The sequence below is a fragment of the Hymenobacter sp. genome (genome assembly GCF_036387835.1).
Classification (GTDB): Bacteria; Bacteroidota; Bacteroidia; order Cytophagales; family Hymenobacteraceae; genus Hymenobacter.
The window spans coordinates 61,142-79,010 of sequence record NZ_DASVSY010000030.1; the positions used below are offsets into that span (position 1 = coordinate 61,142).

The 17,869-nt window shown below is 55.3% G+C and carries 17 protein-coding genes; 8 read left to right on the forward strand and 9 right to left on the reverse strand.

Annotated features, from left to right (window positions below):
- Positions 1-139: 139 nt before the first annotated feature.
- The gene (locus VF639_RS06165) at positions 140-1,438 is read right to left on the reverse strand and encodes a DUF349 domain-containing protein (RefSeq protein WP_331145013.1); all 1,299 of its coding nucleotides are present in this window, start codon (positions 1,436-1,438) and stop codon (positions 140-142) included.
- 444 nt (positions 1,439-1,882) lie between these two features.
- Here VF639_RS06165 and ettA point away from each other — a divergent pair, with 444 nt between their 5' ends.
- A complete protein-coding gene (gene ettA, locus VF639_RS06170; RefSeq protein ID WP_331145014.1) occupies positions 1,883-3,550 on the forward strand; it encodes an energy-dependent translational throttle protein EttA in 1,668 nt (555 codons plus the stop codon).
- Between the two features lie 95 nt (positions 3,551-3,645).
- On the opposite strand, the gene VF639_RS06175 is transcribed toward ettA, so the two are convergent.
- The 4 genes from VF639_RS06175 to VF639_RS06190 form a co-directional block, all read right to left on the reverse strand.
- Positions 3,646-5,268: a Na+/H+ antiporter gene (locus VF639_RS06175; RefSeq protein ID WP_331145015.1), complete on the reverse strand. Its 1,623-nt coding sequence runs from the start codon at positions 5,266-5,268 to the stop codon at positions 3,646-3,648.
- Between the two features lie 357 nt (positions 5,269-5,625).
- Positions 5,626-6,012, reverse strand: a complete 387-nt coding sequence (locus tag VF639_RS06180; RefSeq protein ID WP_331145016.1) for a hypothetical protein — start codon at positions 6,010-6,012, stop codon at positions 5,626-5,628.
- 270 nt (positions 6,013-6,282) lie between these two features.
- Complete coding sequence (locus tag VF639_RS06185; RefSeq protein ID WP_331145017.1) at positions 6,283-6,810, reverse strand: inorganic diphosphatase; 528 nt, start codon at positions 6,808-6,810, stop codon at positions 6,283-6,285.
- A 93-nt stretch (positions 6,811-6,903) separates the two neighbouring features.
- Entirely contained in the window at positions 6,904-7,842 is a 939-nt protein-coding gene (locus VF639_RS06190) for an SMP-30/gluconolactonase/LRE family protein (RefSeq protein WP_331145018.1), read from the reverse strand.
- Between the two features lie 412 nt (positions 7,843-8,254).
- Here VF639_RS06190 and VF639_RS06195 point away from each other — a divergent pair, with 412 nt between their 5' ends.
- Entirely contained in the window at positions 8,255-9,166 is a 912-nt protein-coding gene (locus VF639_RS06195) for a bestrophin family protein (protein WP_331145019.1), read from the forward strand.
- Positions 9,167-9,604: 438 nt separating this feature from the next.
- Entirely contained in the window at positions 9,605-10,033 is a 429-nt protein-coding gene (locus VF639_RS06200) for a carboxypeptidase-like regulatory domain-containing protein (RefSeq protein WP_331145020.1), read from the forward strand.
- Between the two features lie 293 nt (positions 10,034-10,326).
- On the opposite strand, the gene VF639_RS06205 is transcribed toward VF639_RS06200, so the two are convergent.
- On the reverse strand, positions 10,327-10,977 hold the full coding sequence (locus tag VF639_RS06205) for a response regulator transcription factor (protein ID WP_331145021.1): 651 nt from the start codon (positions 10,975-10,977) through the stop codon (positions 10,327-10,329).
- A gap of 479 nt (positions 10,978-11,456) precedes the next feature.
- Here VF639_RS06205 and VF639_RS06210 point away from each other — a divergent pair, with 479 nt between their 5' ends.
- The 4 genes from VF639_RS06210 (at position 11,457) to VF639_RS06225 (ending at position 15,050) form a co-directional block, all read left to right on the forward strand.
- Complete coding sequence (locus VF639_RS06210; protein ID WP_331145022.1) at positions 11,457-11,891, forward strand: hypothetical protein; 435 nt, start codon at positions 11,457-11,459, stop codon at positions 11,889-11,891.
- A 184-nt stretch (positions 11,892-12,075) separates the two neighbouring features.
- Positions 12,076-13,164, forward strand: a complete 1,089-nt coding sequence (locus VF639_RS06215) for a PAS domain-containing sensor histidine kinase (protein ID WP_331145038.1) — start codon at positions 12,076-12,078, stop codon at positions 13,162-13,164.
- A gap of 165 nt (positions 13,165-13,329) precedes the next feature.
- A complete protein-coding gene (locus tag VF639_RS06220) occupies positions 13,330-13,833 on the forward strand; it encodes a cupin domain-containing protein (protein ID WP_331145023.1) in 504 nt (167 codons plus the stop codon).
- 254 nt (positions 13,834-14,087) lie between these two features.
- On the forward strand, positions 14,088-15,050 hold the full coding sequence (locus VF639_RS06225) for a cation diffusion facilitator family transporter (protein WP_331145024.1): 963 nt from the start codon (positions 14,088-14,090) through the stop codon (positions 15,048-15,050).
- Between the two features lie 18 nt (positions 15,051-15,068).
- Here VF639_RS06225 and VF639_RS06230 read toward each other — a convergent pair whose 3' ends face one another.
- Complete coding sequence (locus VF639_RS06230) at positions 15,069-16,403, reverse strand: NAD(P)/FAD-dependent oxidoreductase (protein ID WP_331145025.1); 1,335 nt, start codon at positions 16,401-16,403, stop codon at positions 15,069-15,071.
- 221 nt (positions 16,404-16,624) lie between these two features.
- Between VF639_RS06230 and VF639_RS06235 the strand changes: the two genes are divergently transcribed.
- Positions 16,625-17,032, forward strand: a complete 408-nt coding sequence (locus VF639_RS06235) for a hypothetical protein (protein WP_331145026.1) — start codon at positions 16,625-16,627, stop codon at positions 17,030-17,032.
- Between the two features lie 135 nt (positions 17,033-17,167).
- Here the strand turns inward: VF639_RS06235 and VF639_RS06240 are convergent, their stop codons facing one another.
- A complete protein-coding gene (locus VF639_RS06240; RefSeq protein WP_331145027.1) occupies positions 17,168-17,299 on the reverse strand; it encodes a hypothetical protein in 132 nt (43 codons plus the stop codon).
- A 48-nt stretch (positions 17,300-17,347) separates the two neighbouring features.
- A complete protein-coding gene (locus VF639_RS06245; protein ID WP_331145028.1) occupies positions 17,348-17,719 on the reverse strand; it encodes a DMT family protein in 372 nt (123 codons plus the stop codon).
- Positions 17,720-17,869 lie beyond the last annotated feature (150 nt).

Here is a 17,869-nt window from a genome sequence, read left to right on the forward strand (position 1 = left end):
GTGTGGGGTACTTAAAAAGGTGGTCAAAAGAAAGGTACTTACGGCTATCAAAAATCCGGCCGAGGCATTTTAACTGACAACGTGACCAGAAGCCGCTTGTTGTAGTTGCCAGCAACGTAAGATAGCCGCGAAGGTTGGGCTACGCAACTAAGCGCTGGCGCAACATCTCAATTAGGTCGTTTTTGGTGCGAATTTTTCGTTCGAAAGCGCGGATTTTGCCTTGCAGCATCTGCCGAAACGCATCATTGGCGGGAGCGGAACTGAGCTTGCCTAGGTTTTCTTCCAGGGTCAGCTGCTCTTGTTGGTCGTATTTGATGAAGTCGCGCAGGGCTTGCACGCGCATGTTCACTTGTTCCTCGGGTTTGGCGGTGGCATTTTCGGGGCGCTTGCGGATGTAGTGCTCCAGTGCGCTTAGTTCGAACACCCGGTCGCAGGCCAAAATGAACTGCTCCCACACCCGGTCCGATTCCGGGCCACGCACGGGACCCACCTTTTTCCAGGCGGCCTGCAGCTCTTTGGCGCGGGACACCGCCTCCGACATGGGCCGGTTGAGCAGTTCCACGGCTTCGGCTACCAAGGCGCGCTTGCGGGTAAGGTTGTCATCGGTGGAACTGTCTTTCGACTCGGTGCGCTTGCTCTCGATGTGCACCTTCAGGCGCTCGAAAAAGTGGTTGTGCGCGGCACGGAACTGCGTCCAAAGGTCGTTGGCTTGCTTGCGCGGCAAGGAGCCGCCCACTTCCTTCCAGTCCTGCTGCAGCTTTTTGAGCTTGGCCGTAGTGCCTTCGAAATCGGTGGAATCTTGCAGGCCTTCCGACTGTCGAATCAGGCTCCGGAACTGGTCGGCGGCCCGGTTGGTCATGGCCTTCTTCTCGTTCTGGAAGGCCTTGCGCCGCACAAAAAACTCGTCGGCTGCCACCCGGAACCGGTTTTCCAGCTCGTCGGTGAGTTGCTTTTCTACGGGGCCGGTTTTGATCCAGGCTTGGCGTAGCTCCTGCAACTCGTCGCCGGCGGTGGTCCAGTCGAGGGCGTTGTGCAGGGCTTCTACCTGCTGGATAAGGCTAATTTTAGTGGCTAGATTTTTCTCGCGGTTGCGGGCCACCGTTACTTTAACGGCCTCCTCGGCGTCGGTGAGGCGACGGTGCAGGCTCTCGAAGTCGCCGAGGGCGTCGTAGCTGGCTACCAGCTCTTTGAGGTGCAGCGCCTTCATCAAAAACGAACCCTTGTTCTCGGATTCTTCAATTTTCTGCAGCAGATCTTCTACTTTACCCCGGAAAAGCTCGAAGCGGTTGGCAAAATATAGCAAGGAAGCATCAGCCGATTCTTTTACTTGCCCCACTTTGCGGGCCGGCAGATTCATAAAGGATTTGAGCCACACCTCGTCGCCCTCAATGTAGCCGTAGCGGCGGGCTTCTGCCAGCAGGTGGTCTTGTTGTTCCATAAACTCAAATAACGCGAAGGCGAATCGGTGGTGGTGGGATGAAAGGGCGCGGTAGTAGTACCTAAAATCGAAAGATGTGCAAGTTTACGTCTTGTTGCAATATATGCTGCATTCCGCATAGGTGGCAAACCAAGCGGCGGCTGGTTACCTTTGGCAACCCTGGCATTGGTGAAATACCTGTTCAGCCGAACGTAAGCCCGGTTCGGAAGGTTGAGCGCAGTTTTGCAGTGGGATGCCAGTCCTCTTAAAAATAGCACTTTTGAAAATGAGTTGCGAGTTGTCAGTTATGAGTTGCCAGACACGTGCTTACCCTTTGGCTCGCAACTGGCAACTCATAACTGGCAACTGACAACCCCAACGCCCCACACTTTTCTTTCCTATATGCTTCCAAGCTGATTTCTGGTACAAGCCGAAGCGTATGACTTATCCTCAATCCCTTTTTGCATGAGCGACCAACCTACCATTATCTTCTCCATGGAGAGGGTAAGTAAGATTTTCCCCCCGCAAAAGCAGGTTCTCAAAAACATATACCTCTCGTTTTTCTACGGCGCCAAAATTGGGGTGCTCGGCCTCAATGGTTCCGGTAAGTCGAGCTTGCTGAAAATCATTGCCGGCGTCGACAAGCAGATTCAGGGCAACGTGGTGTTCTCGCCGGGCTACTCGGTGGGCTACCTAGAGCAGGAACCGCAGCTCGACCCCACCAAAACCGTACTGGAAGTGGTGCAGGAAGGGGTGGCCGAAACGGTAGCCTTGCTCAAGGAGTTCGACGAAATCAACGAGGCCTTCGGAGCCGAATATGCCGACTTCGATAAACTGCTGGAGCGCCAGGGCACTGTGCAAGAGCGCCTCGACCAGCTAGACGCCTGGAACCTCGATACCAAGCTGGAGCGCGCCATGGACGCCCTTCGCACGCCCGATGCCGAGGCCATCATCGGCAACCTGTCGGGTGGGGAAAAGCGCCGCGTGGCCCTGTGCCGCCTCTTGCTGCAAGAGCCCGACGTGCTGCTGCTCGACGAACCCACCAACCACCTCGACGCCGAAAGCGTGCTGTGGCTAGAGCAGCACTTGCAGCAATACAAAGGCACTGTAATAGCTGTAACCCACGACCGGTACTTCCTCGACAACGTGGCCGGCTGGATTCTGGAGCTGGACCGCGGCGAAGGTATTCCGTGGAAAGGCAACTATAGCAGCTGGCTGGAGCAGAAATCCAACCGCTTGGCGCAGGAAGAGAAAACCGAAAGCAAGCGCCAGAAAACCTTGCAGCGCGAGCTGGAATGGGTACGCATGGCTCCCAAAGCCCGCCAAGCCAAAAGCAAGGCTCGTATTGCTGGCTACGACAAGATGGTGAACGAAGATGCCCGGGAGAAAGAGCAGAAGCTGGAGCTGTTCATCCCGGACGGCCCACGCCTTGGCGGTCAAGTAATAGAAGCTGAGGGGCTTACCAAGGCCTTCGGCGACAAGCTGCTGTTCGAGAACTTGAGCTTTGCCTTGCCGCAAGGTGGTATCGTGGGTATCATTGGGCCGAACGGCGCCGGCAAAACCACGCTCTTCCGCCTCATTACGGGGCAGGTAACGCCTGATGCCGGCAGCTTCGTGGTAGGACCAACCGTGCAAGCCGCTTATGTAGATCAGCAGCACGAAAGCCTGGACCCCAACAAATCGGTGTTCGAAACTATTTCGGGCGGTACCGAAACTATGCTGCTGGCGGGCCGGCCGGTGAACTCACGCGCCTTCGTGAGCAACTTCAACTTCCGTGGCGGCGACCAGGAAAAGAAGGTAGCCATGCTCTCGGGCGGTGAGAAAAACCGCGTCAACCTGGCTACTACCCTCAAGCAAGGCGCCAACCTGCTGCTGCTCGACGAGCCCACCAACGATTTGGACGTGAATGCCATCCGAGCCCTGGAAGACGCGCTGGAGAACTTTGCCGGTTGCGCCGTTATCATCAGCCACGACCGGTGGTTCCTCGACCGGTTGGCCACCCACATCCTCGCCTTCGAAGGCAACTCGGAAGTGGTGTGGTTTGAGGGTAACTTCTCGGACTACGAAGAAGCCAAGAAGAAGCGCCTCGGCGACGTAGAACCCAAGCGCGTGCGCTACAAGAAGCTCGGTTAAGTTATTGTTAACAAGTGAAAAAGGTGCGGTTGGAGCAATTCCGGCCGCACCTTTTTTATGGCTGCGGCTCTGCCCGCCCCGCTTGCTCTTGTGCCTCAGTGCGGCATGTGGTTGATTTTCGACTCGTCCAAGTCAAGCTGCGCTTCTTGGTGGCGGAGCATCTCTTCTTCAAATACATCCTCGCGGCGCAAAACAAACAATTCCTCCCGCTGCACTTGCAGCACGTCGAGTAGCACTTGGTGGTAGCGCTGCAAGGCCAAGCGCTTGGATTCGTCGTAGTCGAGGGATTCGAGTAGGTTACCTGTGCGCTGGGCTTCGGCCTGCATGCGGTGCTGCAAGGCGCCAATTAGCTCGTTGTCCTGCACGTCCGACCCGTAGTTCTTGGCCAGATGAGCCAGGGCTACGCGGCGCAGGCGGAGCCGAATGCCGGCTTCTTGCTCTTCGGGCGGTATGCGCTCTTCTAGGTCTGCTACGCCGGTAAGGCGGATGATGGCGGGCAGCGTGAGGCCTTGAAACACCAGCGTGACGAGAATTACAATGAAGGTGATAAACAAAATCAGGTTGCGCTGCGGAAACGCCTGCCCGTTGCTCAGCAGCAATGGCACCGACAGCGCCGAGGCCAACGACACCACGCCCCGCATTCCGGCCCAACCTAAAATCAAAGTGCCTTGCCAACCAGGGCTCGTTTCGGAGGTGCGAATGCTGCGAAACAACCAGCGCGGTATAAAGGCGGCCGGATACATCCACACCAAGCGGATAACGATGACGATGACGCTAATCGTGAGGCCATACATAATGGCCTGCTGAATAGAATAGCCATCTAAGCCTTTCACCACTACCGGTAGTTCTAAGCCAATCAGAATAAAAACCAGCCCGTTGAGCACAAAGCCCACGCTATTCCAAACGCTAACGGCTTGCAGGCGAGTTTCGGCATCAAATACACGGTGGGAGTGAAACGACAAAAGCAGCCCCCCGCTGACCACTGCCAGTACGCCCGAGTAGTGAAATTCCTCGGCCAAGAGGTACATCACGTACGGCGCAATAAAAGTGAGTACCGTGTTGATGCTGGGCGTGGTGGGAAAGTAGCGGTGAATCAGGTAGAACAGGTGCGCCACTGCCAACCCAATAACTAAACCCATTCCACTGGCCAGCAGAAAGCTGGTAGCCGCTTCCTGCCACACAAACGTGCCCGACACTACGGCTGCCAAAGCAAAGCGGAACACAATCAAGCTGCTGGCATCGTTGATCAGGCTCTCGCCTTCCAGAATGCTCGTTACCCGACGGGGCACCTTGATGCCCTTCAGAACGGAGGTAGCAGCTACGGCGTCGGGTGGGGAAATGATGCCGCCTAACAGAAACCCTAAGGACAAGGTGAAGCCTGGAATCATAGCCCTGGATACGTAGGCCACAATGGTGGACGTAAAGATTACCAAGCCGAAAGCCAGTAGCATAATAGGCCGCCGCCACCGCCAGAAGTCCCGCCACGATGTATCCCAAGCGGCTTGGTAGAGCAGGGGCGGCAGGAAAATCAGGAAAATCAAATCCGGGTCAATGGTGATAACTGGTAGGCCCGGTATGAAACTGAGTGCCAAGCCGGCCAGCACCAGAAAAATGGGGTAGGAGATGCGCAGCTTCTGGCTCAGCATAACGAGCAGCAGCATGGTAAACAGCAGACCCAAGACCAATAAAACAGTTTCGTGCAGCGCGTTGTCGTGCATTCGATAGAAGAAGCTAGAGCGAAGCAGCCCACCAACGGACCACAACCGGAAGGTAGCCGCTCATCAGCAAAAAGTCTACGATTGGGTGAAACCCCGCTTTCATTCCGGCCTTTGTCGCTGTACTGTGTAAGCCACGCGCTTGTAGCCACCGGGCAATGAGCTATAGCGGCGAAACTCCGCTTCGCGTATCGTGGCACGATTCCGTTGCCACGGCGCAGCTTCACTCGTTTAGCGCAGCGCGGAGCAGCTACAGTTAACTTGGCAGAAACCCTTGACACAGACAAGGCCCGCTGGAATGCATCAGCGGGCCTTGTTCGGGTTGGAAATCTGTGTGTGACTAGGGCAGTAAGAACTGACTTAGGATTGGTTGTCGGCGTCGTCTATTTTGCCACCATCGTTGGCGGTGCTAGGGGTTGCGCCGCCGTTGTTGTAGGCCGTACGGTCTTTGGTGTTGTGTTGCGTGTGGTGCTTGCCGGTGTTATCGTCGCCGCCACCGGTGTTTTTGGATTCGGCATTGGGTTCGTCGCCGCGGTGGCTGCTGCCTTTGGCGTCGCGCACCAGCTCGCCGCCGTCGTTGCCGTGGTTACCGCCGTGGCGGCCGGTGGTATCGTTGGGTTTGTCGGGCGTGAGGCCAGCGGCGCCTTGCTGCTGGCCGGCCACGCCGTGCGCGTTTTCAACCCGGGGAGTATCGGAGCCGTCGTTGGCTATCTGGGCCTGGGTGCGGCGGTGCTCGTTCTGTTCCATGAGTAGGGTGGTTAAAAGGATAGGAGGGAAACGCTAAACAGTCTCCTTGTCTATACGTGCTGGCTGCTAGGTAGTTAATGGTCGAGGTGGGCTCTTGCTACGGCTAGCTCGGCAGTTGCATCGCCTGTTTGGCGTGGTGCAGCGCTCCGTAGTCAGTGGCCAAACCTACGGGTCTCTTGGTTTCAGCTAGCGCGGCCTCGCGTGAGGAAAGCTTTAAGGCTAAATGTTACAAGCCGCACTCCTGGCCAACGTTTTCCAATAACCAGTAAACTAGTGTAGCGCCTGCGTTAGTAAGGCATGCGCTTTCTTGGACCCTACTCGGTGCAGTACTTTAATCTCGCCCCCCTTAACGGCGTTGTAGGAGCTAAAAAAGTGCTCGATTTCGTGGAGCATCTCGTTGGAGAGGTCGGTAATTTCCTTGATGCCTTTGTGTAAGCGGGCATTGGCTGCTACCGCCAGCAGCCGGTCGTTGCGCAGCATGGAACCATCCTCTTCACGTTGCTCGATTTCCAGCGCCCCAATCAGGCGAGCCTCCACTACGCAGCCCGCAAACGTGGGCGCATCGAGCAGCAACAGCACATCAAGCGGGTCGCCGTCTTCGGCCAGAGTGGATGGCACAAAACCAAAATCGAAGGGGAAGCTATGGCCTTCGGGTAGCACACCTTTCAGCACGAAAACCCCCAGGTCAGGATCGAATGCCACTTTGTTGCGCCCACCCTTAGGCGTTTCAACCACGACATGAACAAGGGTACGCGAGTGCGCCACAAGCGCCGGCAGTTGGTGGAAAGGAGTAGCCATGAGCAAAACAAAAGGTTGCTAGGCTCTACGGCGCGGGGTGGGGGCAGTGTTATGGTCGGGGTGGGTGGTGTACTGAACGGTTGGCTGCTCGAATCACTGCACGCCCCGTACCTGCATGGGCAGCACGAACACCGACTCCGACGCCGTGATAAACAATGTCTTGCGGTCTTTGCCGCCGAAGCAGACATTGCCGGTCCACTCGGCAGGTACGGGGATGTGCTGGATTTTTTGGCCAGCGGGGTTATAAACCGTAACGCCTTTGCCGGTGAGGTACACGTTGCCTTGGTTGTCGATGGTCATGCCATCCGAGCCTTGCTCTACGAAGAGTTGGCGGTTGGTCAGTTTGCCGTCGGCCCCAATTTGGTAGCGGTAGGTTTTGTTGGCTTTGATGTCGGCTACGTAGAGCTGCCGGCCGTCGGGCGTGCCGATGATACCGTTGGGCTGCTGTAGCTGGTCGTCGGCTACCTGGGGTTGCTGCTGGCCTTTGGGCAGATAATACAGTTTCTGGCCCCCAATATTGGGGTCGGGCGCTTTGCGGGTCCAGTAGTCGCGCTGGTAGTAGGGGTCGGTGAAGTAGATGGCCTGGCTGGTGGGGTGAATCCAGAGGTCATTGGGGCCGTTGAAATGGTGGCCTTGCACGTCTTGCAGAAGCACCGTTACTTTCCCGTTTGGCGCTATCGACCAGAGCTGGTTTAACTCGTCGGCGCAGGCTAGTAGGTTGCCTTGCTTGTCGAAGTAAAGACCATTGGCGCGGCCCGATTTTTCAAGAAACACGCTGAGCTTGCCGTCGGTGCTGTACTTCCAGATTTTATCGTTGGGCTGGTCGGTGAAATACACGTTGCCGGCTTTGTCTACGGCGGGGCCTTCCGTGAATTTGAACTGCTTTGCCACCAGTTTGGGGGTGGCGTCACCGGCTACAATGCCATTGCTCGGTTGGCTTTGGCCCAGAGCGACGGAAGCAATAAAGGTGAAACCAACAGCGGCCACAAGACTAGCAAGCACAAAGGTAGACCGAAAGGTGCAGAAGCTCATAGAGAAGATTAGATAAGGCAATGCAACTAGATTTTGGAATACGCCGCCCTGCTGGTCTGGTTGGCATTGCTCTAACGAGTTCCTGTTAAAAAGTTACTCCTCAGGGAAGCCCTGTCCATAGAAAAACTAGTTTCAGGGATAGTGGCGGGGCTCTGCAAGCAATAGAAAACAAGCTTCCAGATAACTGAAAGCCTTATCAAGGAATATAATATTACATTGTTGATAAAGGGTTCAGGTGCGCCATAGAGTACGCAAATAGAATTAAAATAAGATTAATTATCGTAAAAGGTAAACTGTGGGTCGCTATTAAAGTTTAAGGAGTTGTTGCATGCCAATTGGCAAAACAAAAAACCAAGTGTTCCGAAGGCCGAGCGGCTAACGGCTAGACTAAGTACAGTTTACATTGCAAAGTATGCTCACGGACAAGAAGATTCCTCTCCCTTATATTTTCAAGCAGGTTCGCGTTGACGTAGCCAGAGTTTTTCTCTTCTCGGTTTTTTTCCAGTTGCTGGAGTGGTTTTTTGCCAAGTACCTGCCACTGGTTCCGGGGTTGCTGCCTACCATTCTGGGTAGCGCTATTTCCTTGATTCTGGCGTTCAAAATCAACCAGTCCTACGACCGATGGTGGGAAGCGCGCAAAGTGTGGGGCGCCATCGTCAACGACTCCCGCTCGTTGGTGTTGCAGCTACAGGGGTTCCTAGAAGACGACTTGGTAGGTGCCAATACGGTGCGGGAAGCTATCCGACGAATTGGCTACCGGCAAATTGGGTGGTGCTACAGCTTGGGTCAGTCCTTGCGGGGCCAAAACCCCTTAGCTACTCTAGAAGAGTTTGTATCAACTGCAGAAATAGCTTATCTGCGCAAGCACAGCAACAAGCCGTTGGCTTTGCTGGCCTTGCATACCGAAGACCTAAAAGCACTGCGCCAGCAACGGGCGCTCAATGCCTTCGAGCATGTGCAACTCGATAGCACGCTGGTGCGCCTCTGCGATTCCATGGGCAAAGCCGAGCGCATCAACAGCACCGTATTCCCGGTCACGTACCGGATATTTGTTCACATGTTTATCTACTTGTTTCTCATTGTGTTGTCGTTGGCCTTGGTTGAAACCGTGGGCCTGCTGGAACTGCCTATTCTCCTGGTGTCTGCTACGTCTTTCTTCCTACTCGAAAAAACGGCTACCTACCTGCAGGACCCCTTCCGCAACCGTCCCACCGACACGCCGGTTACCGCTATTGCCCGCACCATCGAAATCAATCTAAAGCAACTACTCAACGATACGGAGATTCCGAAACCCGTGGCACCCGAGGAGTTCTACCTGATGTAGAAGTGCAACTCGTGGCAGCGCAGGACTTATAAGCCAGTTGCGAATCTGGACAATAGTTCGCCATGTAGCTCAACCAAAGGCCCTAAGCTTGGCTTGTTCGCTTGTCTTTCAGGCGCACTTCTTTCGGGACTTCGGCCATTGCGCGCAGGTAGTGGCACCAATCAACTATGCTTTGTTGCAGCAGCTAAATAGCTGATGAAAGCGAGATGACACCGACAAAAGTAGTGGCGTAGCTGTGTGGTCGAGCTAGACTTAAAAGCTCGTTAGAATTGCAAATGTTATATAAACTATAAACGGATTTATTTAGGATATAATTAATCTATAAATGACTTAAATACATAATTCAGGTGTAATATTTTGTGTTATTTGGTCGTTGGCTAAAATAGCAATAGCTTACTCTGCTTAATAAAGTTGTATACGCCTATAGTTTTTCATTTTATGCAGCGTTTTCTTCCTTACCTACTTGCTTTTGGCTTGCTAACTATATCGGGTACAGCCATGGCGCAACAGCCAGCCACAATGCCCGCCGATTCGGTTGCGAAGCCTGCTCCGCCGTTGGGTTGTGAATCTTTGACGGGTTTGGTGACCGATGAGAACTTCCACCCTTTGCTAGGCGCTACGGTCCAGATTCAGGGCATCAACGACGCCTTTAGTACCAACTCGGAGGGCCGTTACATTATCACGTCGAAAAAGCCACTCCCGCGTCCTGCTCGCCTAAAAATCAGTGCTGTAGGCTACGAAACCGAGGAATTTGCCTTGAACCCGTGCACTCCTCCTGACGTGGCCCTGCGCCTGGTGCCCGGTACCCGTTTCAAGCGCGACGGGCGCATCAAAAAAACCACCTCAACTGGCAAGGTGAAGTGGTAAGGTGAGTTTATCATTGAAACAGTTAAACCTGTTCGGCTTTGCGCTTTCAGTTGCCAGTAATGCAGGAAGCTAGGCTACCAGCAACGCGAACAGGTTGAGGTTAAGCGTTACATAAGCCAGCAGCGCGGACGCGACAATGCACCTGGTATTTCGCGGGCCACTGCCGCAACAGCAGTGCTTTCAGCTATTGCTTGCCGTCTGCTCAGGCTTGGAGCACGGAAACATGTACCACCTCGCCTAGCCGCGAATTTCATGTATTCCGCCTGATGATGGGGAAGCAAACTACAAGCGCCTTACGCCACGCCTACCCACCCCTCCCGAACAGCTTGCACAACCAGGCCTACCAGAGTTTTGGCGCCAGTTTTTTGCAGCAGGGCCCGGCGGTGACTTTCCACAGTGCGCACGCTTAAGCACAGCATATCAGCTATTTCCTGGTTGCAATGGTCGGCCACAACCAGGCGCAGCACTTCTACCTCGCGGTTGCTGAAGGGCGTAGGCGGCGCTAGGCGAGCCGGACTGCCAGAGGGCGGTAGCGTCCAGTTGATGGCATTATGTACGAACGGCGTAATAGTAGCCAGCAGCGCTGTTGGCGCCACGTTGTGAGGGAGCAAGGTCAGGGTCCCGGCGCCAGCTTGTACCAGCTGCTGTCGTTGAATAGGAGTGAAGCGCGGGCCAGTAAGCACGAGCATGGCCTGGCAACTGCGGATGCTGCGAATCTGCCGAAGCAATTCCAGTACTGGCAAGCCACTCAGGGTGCTGTCTAGCACAATCAGCGCGTACGGCTGCTGCCGCACCAGTAGCGGGAGTTGACTGGCATCGGCCGTGACGCTACACGTAAGTAGTGGCCATTTTTCGTATAAAGTGGCCAACAGCCCTTGGCGCTGCAAGGAGGGCAGGGCGGCTACAAGCAAGTTTGCGGTGGGGAAAGAAGGACTCGGAAGCATGACGTTGGCTTGGTAGATAAAACAACAATAAACACACAGGGAGGCAGCGTAAGCAGCCAGCAGGTAGCAATACAATAAGTGTGGTAGTAGATGACAGCTACCGGCTTGCCCAGATAACTGCCCGAGCAGCTTGTCGAAACTACTAGATGCAGAAGGTGATGTCAATACCTAGTTCTAGGTATATTATAAGTAAATATTGGAACAATTATTATACATAAAAGAAGCTATTTGAAGGCTGATGCAGCCCATCAGAGTTCTTGCCGCCGTTCCAAGAGCCTGCCCGCGGGCTTACGTTGTTGCTGGAAGGGTGCCCAACGAGTTCAATTACGTGCAGGAGCCGGGCGTAACGGCGTTCTGCCAATAGGTTAGGCGGAGGCCGGGCCGGCTACTAAAACTTATGGCGAAAATTCAGGCGGAAGTAGTGCCGGAGAAGTTACTTTGTTGCTTTACTTAGCCTTTTCTAGTTCACTGAAAGCTATATGCTGGCTTTGCCCTCCTCCGACTATTTGCAACTCGTGTATCGGCCCGACCTGATGGTGCTGGTGGGACGCTGGATGCGGCAAACGACACCTCAAGAAATGCGCCATGGCTATGCGCTGCTGCTGAACGGGGGCGAGGCGCAGAACTGCTGCTACTGGCTGATGGATGCCCGGCGCCGCGACCAAGCCGCGAGTGAGCAGGATGTGAGCTGGATGATGGAAACGTTTTTTCCGCAGGTAGCTGCGCGCCTAGGGCAGCCAGTATTTATAGCTTACTTGTTCGCGCCCACTCATCTCATCGACATCGAAACCAACCCGGCTATTCCGCCCCTCACGTATTTCGATAACCGCCCTTATCGAATTGGGCGGTTCATTGAGGAGCGTACGGCCCTGGAGTGGCTGACGGCCTGTCGAACCGTGGCATCTCAGCAATAAAGTAGGTTGAACAGCTAAACATTCCTTTATTCGAACAGAACAATACTTCAGCCTAACTGCGGAGCTCGCGCGTAGAAGGGGAGGTGCCAGCTTCTGGTTCTAAAATTCACTTCCGTCGAGGGCCTGTTCGCCGAACGGCTCCTGGTACCCCGGCTAAACTCACCTTTTATTATTAACCTTGGCTGTGCTACCTGACCACGTCGATCAGTTTCAGTACCTGATAGAAGAAATACCTTCAGTCTTCTTCGTCTACGACCTGGAAAGCCAGCGTATTACATACGTGAATAAGGCCTACGAGCAGCTGTGGAACGGCCATCGGGAACAAGTGAACGAGGAATTCCCCAACCTGCTGGCGCGCCTGCACCCCGACGACCAAGAGTACGCCGCCGATTGTTTCAGCCGGCTAGCGGCGGGGCGCTTGCGCGAAAACGTGGAGTTGCGGCTGCTCACCCCCAACGAGCAAGTGCAGTGGATTTGTGTCCGCGCCTCTTCTTATCAGCCCACGGACGCCCCAACTAGCGTGGCCGGCTTCATCGATGATATTACGGTTGAGAAGGCCTACTACCAGAACGCCGAGAAGTTCAACACTAAAAAGAACTCCACCCTCGAAATTCTTTCGCACGACCTGGCAGGTCCGCTGCGCCTGATGCAAAGCCTGACCGAACAGCTAAGCGAGCAGCTACGAACGTATGCCGACCCCCATCTGCACGAGTTGCTTCGCATTATTACAACCACCTGCCGGGAAAGCGCCGACCTGATTCACGACTTTGTGGACAACGAGTTTTTCGAGTCGTCGAACGTGGAGCTGCGGCGCGAGCGGGTGAATCTGGTGGAGCGGGTGGGCATCATGGTGGATAACTATATCCGCACCGAAAAGACGATAGCGTTGAGCTTCAGCCTGGAAACTTCTGCTCCGGCTATTTATGCCAGCATCGACGAAAACAAGTTTCTGCAAGTGCTCAACAACCTAGTGGGCAACGCCATCAAGTTCACCCCCAACGGCGGCCACATTCGGGTAGGGCTGAGCGAAAGTCCCGACCACGTGCTGGTAACGGTAGCCGACAACGGCATTGGTATTCCGGTTGAGCTACAGGCGGGCTTGTTCGACAAGTTTACCAAGGCCCGCCGCACTGGCTTGCGCGGCGAAAAAAGCACCGGGCTGGGCATGTCCATTGTGCAAACTATAGTGTTGCTGCACGAGGGGCGGATCTGGTTTGAAAGCCAGCCAGGGCAAGGCACTACCTTCTATATCGAGCTGCCCAAAGGCTTGTGAAACGAGGCGTGGCGTGCGAACTACGGAAGCGAAAACAAGGGGCGAGTTAGCTGCAATTCAATATAGGGCACCCTTAATTGCTTAGGATACGTACTTTTGAAGCTTACAAGGTAAGATGCGCTTGGCGCAGTATCCCTTTCACCACACCACACTTTCATCCGGAGTATGAGTAGCGAAGATCAAAAGCAAATGCTGTTTCAGGACATGGAGCAACGGCTTATGCGGTTAGGCTTCTCCATCGACAAGCAGGACCAAACCCGGCCATGGGGTGGTTTTTTCGTGATTGATGAGACGCAGGCTCCCGCCTTTGCCGACACGTATTTCGAAGGACTAGCCGTTGAGAATTTGCGGATTTCGGGAAAGCTGAGTCCCAAGATTCTGATTGTGGCCCCGCAAAAGCGGTTGTCGTGGCAGTACCACCATCGGCGCGCCGAGGTATGGAAGGTGCTGCAAGGCCCCGTGGGCGTGGTAACGAGCCAGACCGACGAAGAAGGCGAACTTCGAATTTATGAGCCCGGCGAGCTAATCACGCTGCAGCAAGGCGAGCGGCATCGTCTTGTTGGCCTCGATTCTTGGGGCGTGCTGGCCGAAATATGGCAGCACACTGACGCGGCCAACCCTTCCGACGAAGACGACATCGTGCGCGTGCAGGATGATTTCGGTCGATAAGAGCGGCATTATTTGCAAAGTTGTTGTGCTGAGTGCGACGAAGTAGCCTGCCCATGGGGCCGGATGCTTCGCCGCACTCAGCACGACGTTTTTCCGGGTGTAGTCTATTTAATGCCGTGACGCGCTAATAAGAGTGGGGCCAAACGCCACCGTCGAAATACCAACTCGGCAATACCTGTCAGGCGGTGGGAGCCGTAATAGCCTGATACGGGGCCGCAGCTCCCCACTTTCAGGTACTCTCTTCCCGTTGTTTCGTGTCCGACGCGCCCGTTTCTGCTACCACTGCCGAGCCGCCTTCTTCCAAAGTTGCTATTATGGCAGCGCTGGCGGCCAATCTGGCCATTGCGGTTATCAAGTTTATAGCGGCCGGCTTCACGGGAAGTTCGGCCATGCTGGCTGAGGGCATTCACTCGGTGGTAGATACGGCCAATGAGTGGCTGCTGCTGCTGGGTTTGCGCAAAAGCCAGCGGCCGGCCCACGAGGGTCGGCCTTTCGGCTACGGCAAGGAGCTGTACTTCTGGTCGTTTATCGTCTCGATCTGCATTTTCGCCATCGGCGGCGGTATTTCCTTGTACGAAGGCATCGAGCACCTCCGGCACCCGGCGCCCATGGGCGAACCTACCTGGAACTACGTGGTGCTCGGTCTGGCCTTTCTTTTCGATGGGGCCTCGTTCCTAGTGGCCCGGCGCACTTTCAATGCCCAACGGCGCGGGCGCAGCTTTTGGCAGGCGTTTCGCGGCAGCAAGGACCCTTCCATCTTTGTGGTGCTCTTCGAAGACGCCGCCGACTTATTAGGGCTGATTGTAGCTTTTCTGGGCGTGTTCCTGAGTCATTATTTTCAGAGCCCCGTTCTCGACGGGGTGGCGTCGCTGCTCATTGGCGTGATTTTGCTGGTAGTGGCAGGCTTGCTGCTGCGCGAAAACAAAAGCCTCTTGCTCGGAGAGCCAGCCGAACCTTCCTTACTGAAGCAGATAACTACCTTGGTGCGCACTGATGCTGCCGTAGTAGCGACTGATACGCCGCTTTCCTCGTACTTGGGTCCGCACGAGATTCTGCTCGTGGTGCGCGTCGAGTTTCAACCAACCTTGTCGGCGGTGCAGCTTACCGAAGCCGTGGGCCGGCTGCAGACGGCTGTGCGCGACCAATTCCCCGATATCCGGCACGTATTTGTTGAGCCCGGTTTTGTTGAACAGACTCAGCCCGTGCCTGTAGCGTAGGCGGCACTATGCCGCACGCTAAACGGCTACTTTGGTGGCCGCCGTGTCCTCGGTGGGCACTGGTTCGCGCCGTTTGCCCATAATAAACCGTGAGCCGCGCTCCTGGCTGAAGTAGCTGAACGTCCAGTTCATAAACACCGCCAGCCTGTTGCGGAACCCAACCAAGGCGATAAGGTGCACAAACACCCACATCACCCACGCCAGGAATCCCTGCGTCTTCCATTCCTTGCCGATAAGCTTGAGGTCGGCAACGGCGTGGTTGCGGCCAATGGTGGCCATGGCGCCCTGGTCATGGTAATGGAACGGGCGCATAGCCTCGCCGGCCAGTTGGCGCGTTAGATTCTCGCCGAGCAGCTTGCCTTGCTGCATAGCGGGTTGGGCCACCATGGGGTGCCCCTCCGGGTAGTCGTTGGTAACCATGGCGGCTATGTCGCCAATGGCGTAGATGTTGGGGTAGCCGGCTACCCGGTTGTAGACGTCCACTTCGTAGCGGTTGCCCTTGCGGATACTTTCCGGGCGGATGCCTTCAATGGGGGCCCCGGCCACGCCCGCCGCCCAAATCAGGGTGCGGGTAATCAGCTTTTCGCCGGTATTGAGCGTGACCGTGTAGCCGTCGTACGACTTCACCCGCCGGTCGAGCAGCACCTTCACCCCAAACTTCTGCAGGTATTCCAGCGCCTTCTGCGACGCCTCCTTGGACATGCCTTTCAGCAGGGCATCGCCACTCTGAATCAGACAGATATCCATTTCCCGAAAATCTATTTCGCGGTAGTCTTCGGGGAAAATATGCTTGCGCAGTTCGCTTAGCGCCCCGGCCACTTCCACGCCCGTTGGGCCGCCGCCCACAATCACGAAATCGAGCAAGCTGTTGAGTTGCTCCCGGTCGCCGACTTGCAGGGCCTTTTCGAAGTTGGAAAGCACGGTATTGCGCAGTTCCACGGCGTCTTCCACGCTCTTGATGGCAATAGCGTGCCGCGCCATTTCCTCGTCGCCGAAGTAGTTGGTGGTGGCGCCGGTAGCAATAACCAAGTGGTCGTAGTGGATTAGGCCAATCGAGGTTTTCAGGGTCTGCGCCGCCGTATCCACCTGCAGCACCTCGGCCATGCGGAAACTAAGGTTGGTTTGGTTTTGCAGAATCTTGCGAAACGGCGAGATAATATCGGCGGCTTCCAGGCCCGATGTAGCCACCTGGTACATCAGGGGCTGAAAGGTGTGGTAATTCTGCTTGTCAACCAGCACCACTTGTACGTTGGTGTCGCGCAGCGCTTTAGCTAGCTCCAAGCCGCCGAAGCCGCCCCCTACAATTACCACCCGGGGTTTGCCAACGTGTTCTATTTTGGCTAGTTCTTCCATTGAGCTGCGCATTAGTTGCTATTTCATACTTAACAGCTAACAGAATAGTTGTTTCAAAGCGCCAGGCGAACAAAGGAAATAATAGAAAATAAGGTTCCACCCACCGGCCTGGTGCTTTAAAGAACGTATTGGTCTGGAATGCTACTTTTTGCAAGCTCAACTTTTACCTTTGCCCGCGCCGCGTCAGCTCAACAGTAGTAGCTGGCTCGTAAGAGCACTTTATGCAGCTTCAACCAGTACTTGCCACCGAGGGAATTGCCATCAGTTTTGATTTCAGCAATCAATGGCTCTATGTTGATTGGCAAGGGGAACACAATCAGGAAACTTCGCAGGCCGCCTGCCTGCTGATGCTGGAGGCCCTGCGAGCATGGCCTTGCAACAGAATTCTCAACGACAATTCCAGCATCACCCGCACCACCATGGAGCTGTCGTTGTGGGGGGCGTGGTGGCTGGAGGAAATGGTGCGCGCTGGTTTGCAGCACATTGCCTGGGTGTTTCCGCGCAACTTTGCCGCCCGGCAAAGCACCGAGAGCGTGTTGCTAACGATTGAGCGCCCCATTGTTGGCACGTTCGATGACGTGGCCTCGGCCTACGTGTGGCTGCAACAGCAGCACAATTTAGAGCTGTAAGGCCACCAGGCTAGGGGTCTTCTGCCACAAGGAAGCATCTCGCCCGCAGTGTTGCTGATGCCAGAACTAGCTTGGTGGCAGAGATACTTCGGCCGGCGCAGTAAGGCTGTGCTTTTTCAGCCGTTCAATTACTGTTTAGGGCGTGGGTGCCGCAACTGGGGCGGCGCCCGTTGCCAGGGCCGGATTCGCTTCTTCGACGCAAAACCAGGAAAACGCCAGGGCCCGAATGCTTCGCTGCTTGGCAGCGGCCAGCTCAGGTGTAGCCATGATGCAGCCGGGAAACGGCCATCGGTCATGCCCGCAGCACAGCAAAACCTACCATTTCTTGAAAATGAAAAACACGGCCAGCACAATCAGCGCGAAACCTACCAGGTGGTTCCAGGCGAGCTTGTCGGTTTTAAAGAAGTACACGGTAATCAGCGTAAACACAATCAGAGACACCGCCTCCTGAATGGTTTTCAGCTCGAACATCGAGAAAGGGCCACCATCTTCCTTGTAGCCGATGCGGTTGGCCGGCACCTGGAAGATGTACTCGAAAAAGGCCAGTCCCCAGCTAATCATAATCACCCCGAACAGGGTCACGTTGCGGAAGGCCGGCATGGTCTTGAACTGTAGGTGTCCGTACCAGGCCAGGGTCATGAAAATATTGGAGAGAACAAGCAGGCCAATGGTGTACAGGCTTTTCATGCGGCAAAGAAAAAGGCAGTTATCAGCCGCAATACTCGCCTGGTCCGCAGAAAGTTGGCTAAGGATGAGGTTAATTTTTTCTGGTACAGTCGGCGGGGGCCAGCGGCCGGCTCCCGGGGGGCGGAAGCACCTGAAGTTTTCCAGACAATT